The 19,753-nt window shown below is 49.6% G+C and carries 16 protein-coding genes; 3 read left to right on the forward strand and 13 right to left on the reverse strand.

Annotation, left to right across the window (positions count from 1 at the left end; all coding sequences use genetic code 11):
* Positions 1-166 precede the first annotated feature (166 nt).
* On the reverse strand, positions 167-4,003 hold the full coding sequence (gene hrpA / locus WN56_RS01285; protein WP_046073810.1) for an ATP-dependent RNA helicase HrpA: 3,837 nt from the start codon (positions 4,001-4,003) through the stop codon (positions 167-169).
* A gap of 280 nt (positions 4,004-4,283) precedes the next feature.
* Here hrpA and WN56_RS01290 point away from each other — a divergent pair, with 280 nt between their 5' ends.
* Positions 4,284-4,751, forward strand: coding sequence for a TerB family tellurite resistance protein (locus WN56_RS01290; RefSeq protein ID WP_046073250.1), 468 nt, complete (start codon positions 4,284-4,286; stop codon positions 4,749-4,751).
* A gap of 16 nt (positions 4,752-4,767) precedes the next feature.
* Here WN56_RS01290 and btuD read toward each other — a convergent pair whose 3' ends face one another.
* From btuD to pheS, 6 genes are all read right to left on the reverse strand, one after another.
* Positions 4,768-5,541 carry a vitamin B12 ABC transporter ATP-binding protein BtuD gene (gene btuD / locus WN56_RS01295; RefSeq protein ID WP_052707987.1) on the reverse strand — a complete coding sequence of 258 codons (774 nt, stop codon included), beginning with the start codon at positions 5,539-5,541 and terminating at the stop codon, positions 4,768-4,770.
* A complete protein-coding gene (gene btuC, locus WN56_RS01300; protein ID WP_046073251.1) occupies positions 5,538-6,521 on the reverse strand; it encodes a vitamin B12 ABC transporter permease BtuC in 984 nt (327 codons plus the stop codon). Before btuC ends, btuD begins: the two co-directional genes overlap by 4 nt.
* 62 nt (positions 6,522-6,583) lie before the next feature.
* Entirely contained in the window at positions 6,584-7,624 is a 1,041-nt protein-coding gene (locus tag WN56_RS01305; protein WP_046073252.1) for a succinylglutamate desuccinylase, read from the reverse strand.
* Between the two features lie 170 nt (positions 7,625-7,794).
* On the reverse strand, positions 7,795-8,091 hold the full coding sequence (gene ihfA, locus WN56_RS01310) for an integration host factor subunit alpha (protein ID WP_046073253.1): 297 nt from the start codon (positions 8,089-8,091) through the stop codon (positions 7,795-7,797).
* Between the two features lie 405 nt (positions 8,092-8,496).
* A complete protein-coding gene (pheT, locus tag WN56_RS01315; RefSeq protein ID WP_046073254.1) occupies positions 8,497-10,899 on the reverse strand; it encodes a phenylalanine--tRNA ligase subunit beta in 2,403 nt (800 codons plus the stop codon).
* A gap of 19 nt (positions 10,900-10,918) precedes the next feature.
* Positions 10,919-11,902: a phenylalanine--tRNA ligase subunit alpha gene (pheS, locus tag WN56_RS01320; protein ID WP_046073255.1), complete on the reverse strand. Its 984-nt coding sequence runs from the start codon at positions 11,900-11,902 to the stop codon at positions 10,919-10,921.
* A gap of 439 nt (positions 11,903-12,341) precedes the next feature.
* On the opposite strand from pheS, the gene WN56_RS01325 reads away from it, so the two are divergent.
* Together WN56_RS01325 and WN56_RS01330 are read left to right on the forward strand one after the other, a co-directional pair.
* Positions 12,342-13,370, forward strand: a complete 1,029-nt coding sequence (locus WN56_RS01325) for a lipoate--protein ligase (protein ID WP_046073256.1) — start codon at positions 12,342-12,344, stop codon at positions 13,368-13,370.
* A 322-nt stretch (positions 13,371-13,692) separates the two neighbouring features.
* Positions 13,693-15,081, forward strand: coding sequence for a peptide MFS transporter (locus WN56_RS01330; protein ID WP_046073257.1), 1,389 nt, complete (start codon positions 13,693-13,695; stop codon positions 15,079-15,081).
* A gap of 64 nt (positions 15,082-15,145) precedes the next feature.
* Here the strand turns inward: WN56_RS01330 and WN56_RS01335 are convergent, their stop codons facing one another.
* The 6 genes from WN56_RS01335 to thrS all read right to left on the reverse strand — a co-directional run bounded on the left by WN56_RS01335 (position 15,146) and on the right by thrS (position 19,563).
* Positions 15,146-15,949, reverse strand: a complete 804-nt coding sequence (locus WN56_RS01335) for a PhzF family phenazine biosynthesis protein (RefSeq protein WP_046073258.1) — start codon at positions 15,947-15,949, stop codon at positions 15,146-15,148.
* The gene (locus tag WN56_RS01340) at positions 15,949-16,236 is read right to left on the reverse strand and encodes a hypothetical protein (protein ID WP_046073259.1); all 288 of its coding nucleotides are present in this window, start codon (positions 16,234-16,236) and stop codon (positions 15,949-15,951) included. The genes WN56_RS01335 and WN56_RS01340 overlap by 1 nt, the downstream gene beginning before the upstream one ends.
* Before the next feature lie 168 nt (positions 16,237-16,404).
* Positions 16,405-16,758 (reverse strand): 50S ribosomal protein L20, encoded by a 354-nt coding sequence (gene rplT, locus WN56_RS01345; protein ID WP_025673305.1) that lies wholly within the window; start codon positions 16,756-16,758, stop codon positions 16,405-16,407.
* 36 nt (positions 16,759-16,794) lie between these two features.
* The gene (rpmI, locus tag WN56_RS01350) at positions 16,795-16,989 is read right to left on the reverse strand and encodes a 50S ribosomal protein L35 (protein WP_025673304.1); all 195 of its coding nucleotides are present in this window, start codon (positions 16,987-16,989) and stop codon (positions 16,795-16,797) included.
* A gap of 96 nt (positions 16,990-17,085) precedes the next feature.
* On the reverse strand, positions 17,086-17,631 hold the full coding sequence (infC, locus tag WN56_RS01355) for a translation initiation factor IF-3 (protein ID WP_077459463.1): 546 nt from the start codon (positions 17,629-17,631) through the stop codon (positions 17,086-17,088).
* A 3-nt stretch (positions 17,632-17,634) separates the two neighbouring features.
* Positions 17,635-19,563, reverse strand: coding sequence for a threonine--tRNA ligase (gene thrS / locus WN56_RS01360; protein ID WP_046073261.1), 1,929 nt, complete (start codon positions 19,561-19,563; stop codon positions 17,635-17,637).
* Positions 19,564-19,753 lie beyond the last annotated feature (190 nt).

Here is a 19,753-nt window from a genome sequence, read left to right on the forward strand (position 1 = left end):
TGCCACGGCAACACGCACCACCGAGCTGTCTGTCGTTCGTATTGACAAAAACAAAAACCGTGCCATGTGACACGGTTTTGATTATTTATTGATATTTATATAAATTATCTCACATCGACGTTTTACCCGTCTTCATCTAATCCGTAGCGGCATAAGCTTGCCGCATTTAAACCGCCGCAATGGCGTTTTTAATCCGCTTATCCGAAACAGGGTAAGGCGTGCCGAGTTGTTGCGCAAAGTAGCTCACTCGAAGCTCTTCAATCATCCAACGAATCGCTTTCACCTCATCAGGCACAGGCTTTCCTTTAGGCAGCTTGTTCAGCAACGCCTTGTACTCATTCATCACAGATTCAATTTTGAGCATGTGGTTGCGATCGCGGGTTGGATCCACAGGCAGCTTTTCCAATCGTCGCTCGATCGCTTTCATGTAGCGAAGAATATCAGGCAGCCGCTGCCAACCTGATTCGGTGGCAAAGCCTTTGTAGATAAGCCCTTCTAGTTGGGCTTTGATATCCGACATCGCAAACGCCATGGAAAGATCCACTTTGCCTTTGAGCTTTTTGTTGATATTGAACGCGTGCGTCAATATTTGCTCGACCTGTTGCGCTATCTCCACCACGGTATCGCCTAGCTCAGCACGCACCGTCTCTTTAAGCGATTCGAATGCCTGCGCCTCCCAGGTTAAGCCACCGTGTTGCTCGATAAGCTTATCGATCCCGCAAGCGATGCAATCATCAATTAAATCCAACACGCGACCATACGGATTGAAATAGAGTCCCAATTTGGACTTGTTGGGCAAGTGTGCATGCAGATATTTAATCGGTGATGGCACATTGAGCAAGATAAGCCGACGCTGCCCCGCTTGCATGGCTTTATGTTGTTGATCTTCGGTTTCGAACAGACGAATGGCAACACTGTCTTTTTCATCCACCAAGGCAGGATAGGCTTTGACTTCAAAGCCATGCTTTTTCTGCTGATAACGCTGAGGCAATGCCCCAAAGCTCCATTGGGTAAGCCCTTGCTGCTCAATGTCATCATCTGCTACATCCGATAAGGTCGCTTGTACTTTGTCTTTCAGTGAGACTTTAAGCGCATTTAAGTCTTCGCTTTCGGCCAAAATGCGATTTTTATCATCGACTACACGGAACTGGATACGCAAATGCTCGGGAAGCTGACTGAAGTTCCAACTATCACGATCAATGGTGACACCGGACATCTGCTTTAGGGCTTTCTCCATGCTATCGAGCAAGGGCGCTTCCATGGGCGTGACCCGCTGTAAAATTGCATCGGCATAGTTTGGCGCTGGAACAAAGTTACGTCGTAACGGTTTAGGCAGCGATTTAATCAGCGCGACAATTAGCTCGTGACGTAGCCCGGGGACGTGCCAATCAAAGCCTTCTTCTGACACCTGATTAAGGATCGGCAACGGGATGTGCACCGTTACCCCATCATGGTCTTGGCCCGGTTCGAATTGGTAGCTCAGCTTGAGCTTCAAGTTGCCTTGATACCAAAAGTTAGGGTAATCCAGTTCTGTGACATGGCTGGCGTCCCCTTGCAATAGCATGGCTTTTTCAAAGTTGAGCAGGTCGGGATTGTCTTGACGTGCCTTTTTCCACCAGGTATCGAAGTGACGCCCACTGACCACACTGTGATCGAGGCGCTGATCGTAAAAGTCGAACAAGGTATCGTCGTCTGCCAAAATATCGCGCCGGCGAGATTTGAGCTCAAGCTCCTCCACTTCCGCCAACAGCTTTTGGTTTTGGCGGAAAAAGGCATGCTTGGTTTGCCAATCCCCTTCAACCAATGCCGAACGGATAAACAGCTCACGGCTAAGCACCGGATCGATGGTGCTATAATTGACTTTACGACTCGCGACAATCGGGATCCCGTATAGCGTGACCTTCTCACTGGCCATGACAGCCGCTTGCTTGCGTGACCAATGTGGCTCACTGTAGCTGCGCTTAATCAAATGCTGCGCCAGTGGCTCCACCCATTCAGGCTGGATACGCGCGACAATTCGCCCCCAGAGTTTCGAGGTTTCAACCAGTTCGGCAACCATCACCCATTTAGGCTGCTTTTTGAAAAGACCAGATCCAGGGAAAATATGGAACCGTGCATTTCGTGCGCCTTGGTATTCATTTTTTTCTTGGTCTTTCAGCCCAATGTGACTTAATAGCCCGGCGAGCAGCGCCATGTGAATCGCCTGATAACTGGCAGGCTCTTGATTGAATTGCGCATTCTGCTCTTTCATCACTTGGGTGATTTGATAGTGAACATCTTGCCACTCTCGCACGCGCAAGTAATTGAGATAGTCTTTTTTACACTGTTTACGGAACTGGTTATTCGATAGCGCTTTTTGCTGCTCTTTGACGTAATCCCAAAGGTTTACATAGGCCAAAAAGTCCGATTCTTTATCGGCAAAACGACGATGTTTTTCATCCGCTTGTTGCTGCTTATCCGCTGGACGCTCACGCGGATCTTGGATTGCCAAGGCCGCGGCAATTACCATCACCTCATTTAAGGCACCATGCTTGGGCGCCTCAATCACCATACGAGCCAAACGCGGGTCAATCGGCAGTTTGGCCAAGGTTTTACCAATCGCGGTCAGCTTGCGTTTATCGGTGGCTTGGCCGGGCTTGATCGCCCCCAGCTCTTCGAGCAAACGGACACCATCTTTGATATGACGGCTATCAGGCGGCTGAACGAACGGGAAAGCTTGAATATCTCCGAGCCCTAATGCCGTCATTTGCAGGATCACTGAGGCCAGATTTGTCCGCAGAATTTCTGGATCGGTAAATTCAGGACGGCCTAAAAAGTCCTCTTCGCTATACAGACGCACACAAATGCCTTCCGACACACGGCCACAGCGCCCTTTACGCTGGTTAGCACTCGCCTGTGAAATAGGCTCAATCGGCAGTCGCTGCACCTTGGTCCGGTAGCTATAGCGAGAAATCCGCGCCGTACCAGGGTCAATCACATACTTAATACCCGGAACGGTTAGCGAGGTCTCGGCGACGTTGGTGGCCAGTACAATCCGGCGCCCCGAGTGAGATTGAAATACACGATTTTGCTCGCCTGCAGAAAGCCGCGCGTATAAGGGTAAAATTTCGGTATCGCGCAGTTGACGGCGCTGAAGGTAATCGGCGGTGTCGCGGATTTCACGCTCACCGTTCATGAAAATCAGGATATCACCCGGCCCTTCAAGGCACAGCTCATCGACCGCATCGCTGATCGCTTCCAGCTGGTCACGATCGCTATCGTCCTCTTCCACCAAGGGGCGGTAGCGCACTTCCACCGGATAAGTACGGCCAGACACCTCAATCATGGGGGCATTATTGAAATGCTTAGAAAAACGTTCAGGATCGATGGTTGCCGAGGTAATGATGACTTTGAGATCGGGGCGCTTGGGCAATAACTCGCGCAAATAGCCGAGAATAAAGTCGATATTCAAGCTGCGCTCGTGCGCTTCATCGATAATGATGCAATCGTACTGATTCAGATACCGATCGTGCTGGATTTCGGCCAACAAGATCCCGTCCGTCATCAGTTTGACTTGCGTCGCCTCTGAGACTTTGTCATTAAAACGTACTTTATAGCCGACGCTACTGCCTAACTCGACGTCAAGCTCTTCAGCAATCCGTGAGGCGACCGAGCGCGCAGCCAAGCGACGTGGCTGAGTGTGGCCTATGGTACCGGCGACGCCTAGCCCAAGCTCCATACAGATTTTGGGCAGCTGAGTGGTTTTGCCTGAGCCTGTTTCCCCCGCAATGATCACGACTTGGTTATTCGCGATTGCCTCGGCAATGTCATCTTTCTTCTGACTAACTGGCAATTCTTCTGGATAGCGAACGGTTGGCGTACTGGCTTGCCGCGATAACAAACGCTGCATACTCTGCGCCATTTCAGCGGCAATTTGATCGTACACTGCCTGTTTGGCGTCGTCTTTTTTGATTTTTTGCGCGCCATGGATGCGCTTTTTAAAACGAAAACGGTCTTGCAGCATACAATCGTTTAGCGCTGCAAACAGTGTCTCTGGCGTGTTGTGATGACGTGAACTCAAGGCGATTCCTGCTTACTGCTTAATCTTTTAAGGCGTTTATCAGTGTCACAGCCGATAAATAAGGTTGATTGGTGTCGCATCCTATCACAAAGTAAAAAGAATCAAAGTCGCGCCAGCCACGCGCTCACCACCAACGTGGCAGCGTAAAGTAAACGCATTGGCCGTTCGTCGCGTATAAACGCATAATGACGGCCAACAAACCCCGCAGTTTGGGAGAGCAGCCATGCTAAAACAGCTTTTTAAAAAACTCGAATCCGCCCTCGCCGCTGAAACCGGTCAACACGGTAAGCAATCCGGGCTATCCCTTCACCAAGCGATGGCGGGGCTATTAAGTGAAGTGGCGATGGCCGATCACGATATTGATGAGCGAGAGAGAACAACCAAACGCAACCGTATTTGCCAGTTGCTATCACTCGACGTGACACAAGCCGAGCAATTACTTGAGGAGGCGAGACAACACAGCGAGCATGCGACCTCGCTGTATGAATATACGGATAAATTACGCGACCTTGACCCAAAAGCCCGGATAGCGTTAATCGAGGCGATGTGGTCAGTCGCGTATGCCGATGAGAACATTGATCCGCTCGAGGAAGCGGTGATCCGTAAAACCGCCGAGCTGCTTTATGTCGATCATGCCGAGTTTATTCGCGCCAAGCTTAACGTGATTGAGAACGACGACAGCGAAAGTTAGGTCAAAACGTTCAAACTCATGCCGAGGACGCGCGCATGATCACTGGGCCATTGGCGGTTGATACCTGTTCCAGTGGCGTGGCAAAAACATCTGAGAGCAGCTGATCCGTCAATACCGCTTTCGGTGGGCCTAGTGACACAACACGACCTTGTTTAAGCACCACAACCGTATCCGCGTGCTCTAGGGTGCGGTTTAAGTCGTGATTCGCCATGATAACTGCGATTTCCTGCTCTCGCGCCAAGGCGGTCATTTCTTGGTAAATCACTTCCTGTTGCGCGACATCAAGTCCGGTTGACGGCTCGTCAAGCAAAAGCAAACGCGCATGTGGATTTAACGCCTTTGAAACTTGCAACATGACGCCCGCCAATCGCACCCGTTGCCACTCTCCGCCCGATAAGCTGTCTATTCTTCGGTGGAGCTTGTCGCTGATGGCCAAACGAGACACCACGTCCGCGACCGTCTTGTCTCGAATCTCACCGGTTGCCAATTGCACACTATCGAGCACGAGATTGAGGTATTCAAATACCGCCATGACAAACGCAGGGCGCTGTTGTTGCATTAGGTATCCCCGCACTTGCGCCAAATCGTATCGGGTTTGTCCTGATACGGGTTGGCCTTGCAGCCAAACACTCCCCGATTGCGGCACTTCCAAGCCCGACAAGAGTTCCAGTAAGGTGCTTTTGCCACTTCCGTTGGGACCGATAAGGTGTACCACTTGCCCGGCATCAACCGATAAGGACATCGGTAGTAAACGTGGCGATAAGCTCAAATCTTTAGCGTGAACGATCATCCCGCCCTCACCAACATCCAAATAAATAATGGGGCACCAAGCACACTGGTGACCACCCCCACCGGAAGTTCCGCTGAGGGAAGGATAAGTCGACCAACGGTGTCGGCGCTGACCAATAATAGCGCCCCTGCCAACGCAGACATGGGCAACAAGGTACGGTTGCGGCTACCAAGCCACAGGCGTAAGTAATGCGGAACAATGAGGCCAATAAAGCCAATAACACCCGCAACAGCCACAGATACCCCGACCAAAACGCTAATTAAGGCGATCAATTGCCAACGTAGTTGATGTGTATCTAGCCCTAACTGCTGCGCCTGAGACTCTCCTAGCATAAGCTGGTCAAGCTTATGTCCGTATCGCCACAATACCGCAATGCAAGGTAAGGTCATTGTCAGTATACCCACATGCTCCAATCGCATGCCGGACAGTGATCCCATTAACCAGACCATTAACTGGCGCAAATTAAAGTCAGTACTGAAATAAAAGGCCAAGGTAACGCCTGCCCCCGCCAAAATGCTCAGAGCAACACCGACCAATAAAATGCGTGCCGTCGCTAGAGCGCGACGGGCTAATATCACTAATATAAAGGTAAACAAGCTCGCGCCCAGCATGGCAGTGACCGCCATACTGCCACTCGACGCCCAAGCTGGTGCGAGTAATAACAGTAAGACCACAGCAATGCTTGCGCCACCGGAAATGCCTAAGACACCGGGCTCCGCGAGTGGGTTACCCAATAGCACTTGTAGGCTTGCCCCGGCCATTGCCAGTGAGGCCCCTATCATCACACTGACCAGTACACGAGGGAGGCGAAGCTGTAAGAGTAACTGCTGCTCTAATATTGAGTCAGGCGCGAACGGATTGATCCATATCTCGCCCACACTCAGCGCAAGCCCACACACCAACAGCAGTAAAGCCGAGAAAGTAAGTAACGCGCGCCGCCAACGGCTCTGTTGGCGGGCGGTGAGTTCTGACACTCGCATGCGTCATCCATTAAACCAATACTGTGACGCACTTTACCGACTGATTGCCAGCTTGAAAAGCGCTACGCCGAGGCTTTTTGTGGTGCGTGCACAAAGAGTGGCTGATTGACATTAGGGTCAAAGGGCGTGGCGAGTAATCCAGCCCGATGACCTAGGTGGACATTGGCATTGGGAAAGATCACCACTTCCCCCTCATGCTCGGCATAGATTTCTTGTCCCTTGTCGGTGGCCAATAATGCCCCCTTCTCGAACGGTGTGAAGTTTTTAGCTGATGAAGGGAACGTGAGGGCAAATTGCTCCGTGTGCTTGGTCAAGGTTCGGGTCACACGATAAAAGCGCATCGGCGCTAATTCAGTCGGCAACGTAGCGGCTTTGAGTAAGCCTCGTAAGGTGCGATCAAGTGGCTCGTACTCTCGCATATCATTTTCAAACAAAGGCGCGACACGGCCCATTTCTAAGGTTGCAGCCAGTGCATCATGGTGGTTGGCACTATACCAACTGAAAGTCGGTGATGGTGATTGAGACAGAATAGTCGCATCCATTTTGGCGTCATTGAGTAATGCCGCCAATGAACGTACATCCTTTTGGGTTGGCGTCGTTGGGATCACGCCAAACATATAATGATAGGACTCGCGAATGGCACTGTGTAAGTCAAGATGCCAACGAGTCATACTGTCCGGTTGAGCAGAAAAGAAATCGTTTACCGCTTGTTGCAACTGATTGGCTAGGTAGTGCTCTTCGTTTTTTTCCTCATTCCAGCCTCCGAATAAGCGGTTGAGGTTATCTTCAATAAAACGAGTGTGCGCTTTAATCGCTTCGGCATGGCCAATAATCAGTAATAGCGGCACATTGGGGGTAAATGTCTCTGACATTATATCGGCAAGAAGACTGTCAATGAGCTCAATGGGCGCGGTTTCGTCACCGTGAATACCTGAAGACAATACGACGCAACGCGAAACCTTGGCGACATCGGGCTGTATCGAAATAATACCGGGGGCACTGTGATTGAAGGTAAGCGAGCCTACTCGCCATGAGTCTGGGGTAAAAGCATGAGGTGCAGTCAATGCGGCATCAATAAAGGCACCTGGGCGTGCTGTCAGCATAATGCTTCCTTTTATTACAACTAGACAACAAAACGTTACAGCGAGATAACCAATAAACCCAGGATTTTCCCCTCACAATGTGATCATGTATAGACAAATTAAAAAGCCGTGGCGCATCGGCACACGGCTTTCTAGTGTGGTGTCGTCACCACTATCGGGGTCACACAGCGTTATTCTTCAACGTCTGCGTTTTCAACTCGCGCTTTGAGTTTTTGGCCCGGTCTAAATGTCACCACGCGGCGCGCCGTGATCGGAATATCTTCCCCTGTTTTAGGATTTCGACCGGGACGTTCATTCTTGTCTCGCAAGTCGAAGTTACCAAACCCTGATAACTTGACCTGTTCGCCACTTTCGAGCGCCTTCCGAACCTCTTCGAAAAACGCTTCGACTGTCTCCTTGGCGTCCCGTTTGCTAATCCCGATATTTTCAAACAGGTTCTCAGCCAAATCGGCCTTAGTGAGCGCCATAGGTTTTTCCCTCAAGAATTGTTGAACACATATGCAATACCGCAGTATCGACACCACCATTCTACACTTGGCCCATACGCCTTTAGCCCTTGTATTTTAGGGATATTTGAAGGCCAGCTCAAAACAAGTGTATGCCAACTGGCTGATTTGCGCCAACTTTTTTACATTAAAAAAGCACGAACAATGTCCAAAAAATTGACCTTTCAAACCAAGATGTTACAAGGGTTTTCTCAACCAGCATAGTCAATAGACGGCTAAGCTGCTTAATATTAGGCTTTTTTATCAATATCTGAACGCTTTCTCATCAAATATAGTGAATTTATTCAGTTTTTCAAATGGATAGATGTTAGGCCATTTAGGCATAAAAAAAGCAGCGTTTCCGCTGCTTTTTGGGATGACGTTAGGTTAGTCACGCAAGGTAACGCCTAATTTCTCTGATAAATAGCTGACAACACCAGACACGGCTTCACTGATATCGGCTTCCTCAAGCGTGCGCGAATCAGATTGCAAGGTCAGTGCGATCGCCAAGCTCTTCTTGCCCTCTTCCACACCTTTGCCGGTGTAAAGGTCGAAAAGCTGTGCGTCCTTAAGCAAGGGGTTGCCGCTTTGCAAACATGCGTCCACCACATCGCCAGAAGCAAGCGATTGATCAGCAATCACCGCGATATCCCGGCGGTTAGCAGGGAATTTAGACAGTCCTGCCGCTTCGGGAATAAAGCGTTCGTCAATGGCCTGCCACTCTAGCTCAAACACCACCGTTCGGCCATTTAAGCCAAACTCACGCTCAAGTTCAGGGTGCAGGGTACCAATGTGACCCACCACTTTGCCGTCAAACGCTATCGCGGCGGTTTGACCTGGGTGCATGGCAGGATGAGAGGCTGACACGAAACGGAAGTCTTTCAACTTGCCTGTGAGTTCCAGTACCGCTTCTAGGTCGCCTTTCAAATCAAAAAAGTCAACGGTCGCGCTCGCCAGATCCCAATGCTCTTCACTGCCAGGACCTGCAATCACCCCCGCAAGCATGCTTTCTTGGCGAATGCTCGATTGACGAACGGCACCACCGACCTCGCTTTCCGGGGTAAAGCGTAAACCAAATTCAAACAGACGCACCCGAGGCTGCTGACGCTTTTGGTTATAGGCAACCGTGTTTAAAAGCCCAGGAAGCAAGCTCAGGCGCATGGCTGACATATCTGCAGAGATTGGGCTTGGCAGGATCAGCGGCTCAACATCCGGAACAATCAGCGCTTGCTGTTTAGGTTCAACAAAGCTGTAGGTAATCGCCTCGTGGAAGCCACGGTCAACCAACAAATCGCGGACACGTTTCAGTGGCATCGCTGCTTCTTTGTATTCGCGCATCGTCAGTGCCGCTTTAGGCGCACGGGTTGGAATGTTGTCGTAGCCGTAAATACGCCCGACTTCCTCAATCAAATCCTGCTCAATGGCAATATCAAAACGCCAGCTAGGTGCCGTTGCTTGCCACCCTTTCTCGGTTTCCGTTACCGCACAGCCAAGGCGAGACAAAATGGCTTGTACATCACTGTTATCGATAGAATGACCCAATAGGCCATCTAACTTCTCTCGACGGAGAGTGACGGTGTCACGAGTGGGGAGTGTTTCTGCCGACTCAGCGGTAACAATATCTCCCGCTTCACCACCACAAATCGCCAATAGCAGTTCAGTCGCCCGCTCCATCGCCGCTGCTTGTAAAGCTGGGTCGACACCACGCTCAAAACGGTGAGAGGAGTCTGTGTGTAGCCCATAGCTACGTGCACGGCCGCGGATCACATCAGGGGCAAAAAACGCCGATTCGAGTAAGATATCTTGCGTGTCTGTGGTGACGCCAGAGTCTTGCCCGCCAAAAATTCCGGCCATCGCCAAGGCTTTTTTCTCATCGGCAATGACCAAGGTTTGCGCATTGAGTGTTGCTTCGTTGCCATCGAGCAATGTGAGCGTTTCGCCCTCTTTTGCCATACGCACCACAATGCCACCCTCAAGCTTGCTAAGATCAAAGGCATGCATCGGCTGACCTTGCTCAAGCATCACATAGTTAGTGACATCCACCACAGGGTCGATAGCGCGAATGCCACTGCGGCGCAGTTTCTCTTGCATCCACAGCGGGGTCTGGGCATTAAGATCCACATTTTTTACCACACGCCCTAAATAACGTGGGCACGCTTGTGGTGCATCAATACGCACGGATACCTTATCTTCAATGCTGGCAGCGACCGGAGTGATGGTCGGCTCGGTGACATCAGTGCGGTTCAATACGCCGACTTCACGCGCCAAACCACGCAGGCTCAAGCAATCAGCACGGTTCGGGGTTAAGTCGACATCGATGGTTACATCGTTTAGTGCGAGGTAGTCACGGATATCAGCACCAATCGGTGCATCGGCAGGCAGCTCGATAATGCCGTCAGATTCGACATCAATCCCTAGCTCAGTAAATGAGCACAGCATGCCGAAAGACGGTTGACCACGCAGCTTCGCTTTTTTTATTTTGAAGTCACCTGGCAATACCGCACCAACCATTGCGACCGCGACTTTCAGGCCTTGACGACAGTTTGGTGCACCACAAACGATATCAAGCAATTCATCTTCGCCGACATTGATTTTGGTGACACGCAGCTTGTCTGCATCTGGATGCTGGCCACACTCAACCACTTCGCCCACAACCACACCACTAAAGTCGCCAGCAACGGGTGCAATTTCATCGACTTCGAGGCCGGCCATGGTGATCTGATGGGCAAGCGCGTCGGTGTCGTTTGCTGGGTTTACCCACTCTCTCAACCAAGATTCACTGAATTTCATTATTACCTTGCCCCACTGATTACTTAAATTGTTTCAAAAAGCGCAAATCGTTCTCAAAGAACGCACGGAGATCATTCACGCCATAACGCAGCATGGTTAGGCGCTCTACGCCAATACCAAAGGCAAAGCCTTGATATTCCTCTGGATCGATATTCACCGCACGTAGTACATTCGGGTGAACCATGCCGCAGCCTAAGATCTCGAGCCATTTTCCGCCTTTGCGGCGTACATCAACTTCAGCAGAGGGCTCTGTGAACGGGAAGTAAGAGGGGCGGAAACGCACTTCCAGATCTTCCTCGAAAAAGTTACGTAAGAAGTCGTTGAGGATCCCTTTGAGATCAGCGAAGGTGATGTCTTTATCGACCAATAACCCTTCCACTTGGTGGAACATCGGGGTATGCGTTTGGTCGTAGTCATTACGATAAACGCGACCGGGGGCAATAATACGGAATGGAGGTTTACCCGCTTCCATGGTACGAATTTGTACGCCAGAGGTATGCGTACGCAACATCAAATCAGGGTTAAAGAAGAAAGTATCGTGATCGGTACGTGCAGGATGATCTGGGGCGATATTCAGCGCATCAAAGTTATGAAAACCGTCTTCAACCTCTGGCCCAGAAGCGACAGAGAAGCCCAATTCACCGAAAAATTGCTCAATACGTTCAATGGTACGCGTCACGGGGTGAATACCACCGTTTTCAATACGACGGCCCGGCAAGCTTACATCAATGGTTTCTGCGGCAAGCTTCGCTTCCAACTCGGCGCGCTCAAGCGCATTTTTACGCTCAGCAATCGCTTGTTGTACGGTTTGCTTCGCTTGGTTAATCTTTTGACCCGCTTCGCGGCGCTCTTCCGGTGGCAGTTTGCCCAACGCCTGTAATTGTGCGGTTAGCTCGCCTTTCTTTCCTAGGAATTTAACCCGGACTTCATCCAATGCAGCCACAGAGGCGGCATCGGCCACCGCACTGGTTGCATTCGCAAGAATTTCTTCTAATTGTTGCATTGTTTCCTCGTCGACCCGTTGGGCAGTCCAAATCAGGTAGGTGCGTGACAATACCTGCTGACATCATGGTTTCACCCATTGTCTAAGCAAACTGACAGAGTCGCCTCAATAATACGCCTCAATGCCAATTGACTGAGAGAACAGGTAATAAATTGACCTTACATACTAATTAATGCCACGACTAATGCCAAACGCTAAACAGCATTTACGCGATTTTTCCTTGCCATCCGGTCACAAGGGGCGTCATTTTGGTGGTAGATTGGTCATTCAGCGCTTCAATCCAGTAAAAATCGAGCATATGGGCGTTGATCGAATAACTCGCTAAGCATTGTTTGGTATTCTAGCGCCTATATTGCCAAACAAGCTTGTGTGGCCACTCTCTACTTGGCCTCCGACCGCGTTTCCCTAATAACTTGTTTCCCGAACAATTGGAGCCAGTATGCAAGACACCAGTCGTCCCTTACGTGTGTTTGTTTCGACGTCGACTCACCCTTGGTTCAACCTCGCCGTGGAGGACACCATATTTCGAACCATGTCCTCGCAGCAGAACGTCCTGTTCCTCTGGCGTAATGACAATACGGTGGTCATTGGACGCGGACAGAACCCATGGCGCGAGTGTAATACGCGCAAAATGGAACAAGATGCCGTAGTGTTGGCGAGGAGACAAAGCGGCGGTGGCGCGGTGTTTCACGATTTGGGCAACACCAATTTTACCTTTATGGCGGGTAAACCAGGTTATGATAAATCAGTATCAACGCAAATTGTACTCGATGCCCTGAAAACGCTCGGGATCAGTGCCTCAGCCAGTGGCCGAAATGACCTCACCATGGATACACCCGACGGCCCAAGAAAAGTATCGGGCTCAGCCTACAAAGAGGCCAAAGATCGCGGCTTTCACCATGGTACGCTCTTGATTAATGCCAACTTGTCGCGACTGGGTGACTACCTCAACCCTGATCCTAAAAAGCTACAAGCCAAGGGGATTTCATCTGTACGTGCCCGCGTGGCCAATATCGCTGACTTTGTCCCAGACGTTGATCACCAACGCGTGTGTGACGCGATTAAAACCGCCTTTTTCCGCCATTATGGCCATACCACTGAGATTGAGTATATTTCTCCCGACGCCAAGCCCGATGTCGAGGGGTTTGACGCGATTTATGAAAAACAGTGCAGTTGGGCGTGGAATTTCGGTAACAGCCCGCAGTTCATGCATACCTTTGATGAGCGTTTTGAATGGGGAGGCGTTGAGCTGCACTTGGATGTGAAACATGGAGAAATCATCGATTGCCAGTTATTCACTGATAGTTTAACGCCAGGCCCGCTAGAAACCCTGGCTAATCAATTGGTCGGACAAGCCTACCACCCGGAAAAACTTTACCACTTTGTGATGAGCTGGGCCGACGCAGACCAAAGTCATCAAGTGATGTACGAAGATATTGCCCTGTGGTTACGTCAAGCCATCGCCTGATCGCTGAACACGGCTAGAGTGACCTTTATCACATAATCCCCTCTCCTTTGATCCCACGCAAAGACGCAAACGCCTGTCACGTCACTATAGGTGACAGGCATGCTCTGGTCATATATCCCACATGTAATAGACAGACTGTTATTATCCACGCTAATTTGGCTTGAATAATAGTTTTTAATTTTGGTAAAAAACCATTACGCTAGTTTTACATATTTTGTTACAAAATACAGGAGGCCATTTTACAAAGGCGTTAACGCCAACACCCTGCACCCGGCTAGCCCCATGCAGACCCAACAATCATTCAACGAATAATTAGATAGTTATGGAAAACCAAAAAACAATACTTGGTCACCCTCGGGGACTGTTCTTACTTTTTGGCACTGAGCTTTGGGAGCGCTTTTCCTACTACGCAATGCGTGCCATCCTCGTCCTTTATTTGACCGATCAAACCATCAACGGTGGTTTAGGCTGGTCAACCAAAGACGCACTCGAACTTTATGGCTACTACACTGGCCTCGTCTATATCACGCCGCTGATTGGTGGGTGGATTGCCGATAACTTCATTGGCCAACGTCGCGCTGTCGTCGTTGGTGGTGCACTGATGGCGATTGGACAATTCACCTTAGCTTTTCCTGCTCAACAATACGGTTTGGACATTGTTCATACGTTATACGCCGGTCTCGCGTTGCTCATCACCGGTTGTGGCCTGCTAAAACCCAACATTTCGACGATGGTTGGTGACCTTTATGATGAAGGCGATCATCGTCGTGATGGTGCGTTTACCATCTTTTATATGGGCATCAACATTGGCTCATTGTTAGCAGGCTTCGTCTCGGGCTCTGTGACCAGCGCTTACGGCTGGCAATATGGCTTTTTCGCCGCCGGTGTAGGTATGGTGATCAGCCTGCTGATCCAGCTAACCATGGCCAACTCTTGGTTAGGTGAAATAGGTCGAGTCCCAGCCGCACAGCAAGCGCGAGACGCCAATCACTCCAAGACCAACGCTCCATTGACGAAGCAAGAAATCGATCGCCTTAAAGTCATCTTATTAATGGGTTTGTTTGTCATTATTTTCTGGGCTGGCTTTGAACAAGCCGGTGGCTTGATGAATATTTATACCCAAGAGTATACGGACCGTATGGTTGGTGGGTTTGAGATACCGGCGGCTTGGTTCCAATCACTTAATCCTTTCTTCATCATTGTCTGTGCACCCATCGCAGCCTCACTGTGGGTACGCCTAGGCCCTAAAGAGCCCAGTTCGCCCGTGAAGTTCGCGATGGCGCTATTTATGTTGGCACTGGGGTTTGTGTGCATGATTGGCGCGGTGTTAGAGCAAGGTGGCGATACCACAGTGAAAACGTCAATGTTTTGGCTGGTGGGCGCGTTCTTCTTCCACACGTTAGGCGAACTTTGTCTCTCGCCTATCGGTTTATCCTTGGTCACTAAGCTCGCGCCGCTACGCTTGGCTTCATTGATGATGGGTGCTTGGTTCGGCTTTAACGCGATTGCCAACTATGTGGCGGGTATCATAGGCTCGCATGTGGGTGATTATGGCGCTATGGCCATCTTCGGCGGTATCGCGGCAACCGCTGCGATTTCCGGTGTGATCTTACTCGCGCTATCCGGCACGCTGATTCGTTGGATGCATGGCGCTGAGTCCGGCGCCACACCAAGTGAAGAAATCGAACAACAACAAGTGCAAGTGGCTTAACACGCCCACTTCACCACTGAAAAAGAGGCCGTTTGGCCTCTTTTTTTAGTTGCGCTGATTATTGCTAGGTCTTACTTAAATCCAGCGTTCCGCTAAATACGGTTACTGCTTGGCCTTGTAGCAACACATGGTCTTCGCTAAGCGTCATCTTGATACACCCACCGCGTGCGGATGCTTGATAACCGATAAGCTGCTTTTTACTCAACGCTTGTGACCAATACACTGCCAGCGCGCAATGCGCCGAACCCGTCACGGGATCTTCATTCACCCCCACCCAAGGAGCGAAGTAGCGAGAGACAATATCGACCGTATTATCAGAGCTTGCCGCAGTCACCACCACGCCACGTCCAGGGTGCGTATTTAACGCGGCAAAATCCGGAGACAGCGCTTTTACATCGTCTTCAGAATCAACCACCAATAGCTCTTTTTCGCCAAAAGAATAACTCGTGCGGATATCAGAGCCACGTAAACCTAAACCTTCTAGCCGCGGTGGATTTGGCGTTATTTCTGTCAGCTCAGGAACAGGAAAGGCCATGGCTATACCCTCGCGTTGAATCGTCACATCAAGAGGCCCAGACTGCGTATGAAAAGTGACATTGTCACCTATCTTGACGTCACCACGCTCAGCTAAAATATGAGCTGTGGCGAGTGTGCCATGACCGCAGAGTGCGACTTCAACTTTCGGTGTAAACCAGCGTAAGGACATGGTATCTAAAGCAAGAAATGCGTTTTCAGAGACCGCCATTTCCTCGGCAATGGCCAACATGGTTGCTTCATCCAACATGGACGCCGAGATACACACCCCTGCCGGGTTTCCCTGAAACAATGACGCGCTAAAGGCATCAACTTGATAGATATCGACAATCATCATTTAGCTCCAAGACGACGACGCAGCGAATGATACATTTCCATAATAAAGGTCGTAAAGCCAACGGTAGGATCGTGCTGAATGTAATCTTCAATCGCATTGAGATTAATCTGGCGAAATTTTTCAATCGCGGTCTCCGCACAATCAGCAACAATCACATCCCCTTCAATGATCATTCCCTGCTCTAACAATGTGCCTTTTTCAACAAGGTAGCTGGGGGCTTCCTTGACCAAGTAAGTAAACTGGTCACAGTGGTTAGGCTGACAAAAGAAGACGTATTGGTTCATCGTTATGCCCCTAATGGTATTTTCAGACACTATATCATGATACGAGTAATGGGTAGGCGTTAGCAGTGAATACTTTTGCATGCTCAGAGTTAAATTACTTAGGCAGTGATAAATAATAAAAAAGGAGAGCCGAAGCTCTCCTTTCTCAGCAATTCTTTACTGTAAAAATTACAGTGAAGCTTTCGCTTTTTCTACCAGCACAGAGAATGCTGCTTTGTCATATACCGCGATATCGGCAAGGATCTTACGATCGATTTCGATAGATGCCTTTTTAAGACCGTTAATCAGACGGCTGTATGACATACCGTTTTGGCGAGCCGCAGCGTTGATACGTGCGATCCACAGTTGACGGAATTGGCGTTTCTTGTTGCGACGGTCACGGTAAGCATATTGACCAGCTTTCGTTACCGCCTGAAAAGCTACGCGGTATACGCGTGAACGCGCACCATAGTAACCTTTCGCTTGCTTCATTACACTCTTGTGACGTGCACGAGCTTGTACACCACGTTTTACGCGAGCCATTGTCTCTCTCCTAAACTAAATAATAAAACTAAAAACTTATGCGTATGGCAGCATGCGAGCTACTTGCGCGTTTTCGCACGCAGGAAGAACCGCATTTGGACGAAGCTGACGCTTGTTCTTAGTAGTACGTTTAGTCAGGATATGACGCTTGGTTGCACGCTTGTACTTGAAGCCACCAGCTGTTTTTTTGAAACGCTTAGCAGCACCTTTGTTGGATTTCATCTTAGACATGATGAATAACTCCGCATTGTATTAATAACATAGCAATTTGGCGAACAAAGCGGCTGCACCCAACGGGCGCAGCCGCATGTTACTTGGAAGCCAGAATTACTTCTTCTTTGGGGCCAGAACCATGATCATCTGACGGCCTTCGATGCGTGAAGGGAAGCTTTCTACTGAAGCAATTTCAGCAGTGTCTTCTTTCAAGCGGTTCAGCACGTCAACACCGATGCTTTGGTGCGCCATTTCGCGACCGCGGAATCGGATAGTGACCTTGACCTTATTGCCCTCTTCAATGAAGCGAACCAGGTTGCGTAGTTTTACCTGGTAGTCGCCTACATCTGTGCCAGGACGGAATTTGACTTCCTTAACCTGAATAGTCTTTTGTTTTTTCTTCTGCTCTTTCGCAGCTTTACTCTTCTCGTAAAGGAATTTGCCGTAATCCATAATACGACAAACCGGCGGCTCAGCGTTCGGACTGATCTCTACCAAGTCAAGAGTCGCCTCTTCTGCTTTGGCGAGTGCTTCATCAAATGGGACAATACCCACTTGTTCACCGTCGGCGTCAGTCAGACGTACTTCCTTAACACCACGAATTTCGTTGTTTAGACGATGAGCGTTCTTCTTTGCCGGGGCTTTTCTTGCGCCTTTAATACCTTATTCCTCCACAATATTGAGTGTTCGATCTTGCACTTCTTGCTGCAACTGCGCTAAGAAGTCATCAATCTTCATTTTACCCAAATCTTTACCTTTACGGGTCCGTATTGCGACTTCGCCAGCTTCCATTTCCTGGTCACCACAAACCAACATATACGGAACACGCTTCAAAGTGTGTTCGCGGATTTTAAAGCCAATCTTCTCGTTTCTCAAGTCCGCAGAGGCTCTAAATCCAGCTTTTTGCAGTTTTTTCGCAATCTCTTGCGCGTAATCTGCTTGTTTATCCGTGATATTCATCACAACGGCTTGTTGTGGTGATAACCACGCGGGGAAATGTCCTGCGTATTCTTCGATAAGAATACCGATGAAACGTTCTAGTGAGCCCAAGATAGCACGGTGGATCATGACCGGTGTGTGCCGCTCATTATCTTCCCCTACATAGGTCGCGCTTAGGCGCTCGGGCAACGCAAAGTCAAGCTGCACTGTACCACATTGCCATGCACGATCGAGACAATCATGCAAGGTAAATTCAATCTTAGGTCCGTAGAATGCGCCCTCACCTTCTTGAATTTCAAACGGAATGTCCATTGCCGTTAACGCTTCATTCAAGGCTTGCTCGGCTTTATCCCACATTTCATCGGAGCCAACACGTGTTTCAGGGCGTGTCGACAGCTTGACTTCAATGTTGTTAAAGCCAAAGGTCTGATAGGTCTCATAGACCATCTCGATACACGCACTGACTTCTTGCTGCACCTGTTCTGGGGTACAGAAAATGTGCGCGTCATCTTGGGTAAAGCCACGAACACGCATCAGACCATGCAATGCGCCTGATGGTTCGTTACGGTGACAACTGCCGAACTCAGCCATACGTAACGGCAGGTCACGGTACGACTTAAGGCCTTGGTTAAAGATCTGGACATGACCGGGGCAGTTCATTGGCTTGAGTGCGTATTCACGGTTCTCAGAATTCGTCGTGAACATGTAATCCGCATACTTGTCCCAATGGCCTGAGCGCTCCCAAAGCACGCGATCCATAATGAGCGGCCCTTTGACTTCCTGGTAATCATACTCAGCCAGTTTGTCACGAATAAACTGCTCTAGCTCACGGAAAATCGTCCAGCCGTTGTGATGCCAGAAGACCATACCCGGCGCTTCTTGCTGCATATGATACAGGTCAAGTTGCTTACCCAGTTTACGATGGTCACGTTTGGCAGCCTCTTCCAAGCGCACCAGGTGTGCTTTAAGTTGTTTTTTATCAGCAAATGCTGTGCCGTAGATACGCTGTAGCATTTTGTTGTCGCTATTCCCACGCCAGTAAGCGCCAGCCACATTCAGGACTTTGAAGTTCTGACAAAAGCTCATGTTTGGCACGTGTGGGCCACGACACATATCAATGTATTCTTCGTGGTGGTACAAGCCCGGACGGTCGTCACGTGATACATTCTCATCCAAGATTTCTATCTTGTATGACTCACCACGCGCTTCAAACGTGTCGCGCGCCTCTTGCCAGCTCACGTTTTTCTTCACGACTTGATATTTAGTTTTCGCCAACTCTTTCATACGCTTTTCAATGGCGTCCAGGTCATCCTGGGTGAGCGAGCGATCCATGTCTATGTCGTAATAGAAACCGTTGTCGATGGTTGGGCCAATCGCCATCTTAGTGTCAGGGAAAAGCTGCTTAATCGCATGACCTAAAAGATGCGCACATGAGTGGCGAATGATTTCTAACCCGTCTTCGTCTTTCGCAGTGATGATTTCCAGTTGGGCGTCTTGCTCGATAAGATCACACGCGTCAACACGTTCACCATTTACACGGCCGGCAATGCAAGCTTTAGCAAGGCCTGGACCAATATCGTTGGCGACATCGTAAGTAGAAACCGGATGGTCAAAAGCACGCTGACTGCCGTCAGGGAGAGTAATTAGAGGCATTGATAACAATCCTTCTCAGTGGTGCCACACACCAAGTGGCACATGAAGTGTATTTTGGCGATTAGTAAGTAACCGCACAGTGCGAGTAGAATGACGATTATGAAGATCCCGCATTTGTGATGCAAGTCATCCCAACAATAATTTCTGCGCGAGAATCAGCGTGATAAACAATCAAGTTTTCTATCATTCA

It is taken from the genome of Salinivibrio sp. KP-1 (genome assembly GCF_000968645.1).
Lineage (GTDB): Bacteria > Pseudomonadota > Gammaproteobacteria > Enterobacterales > Vibrionaceae > Salinivibrio > Salinivibrio siamensis.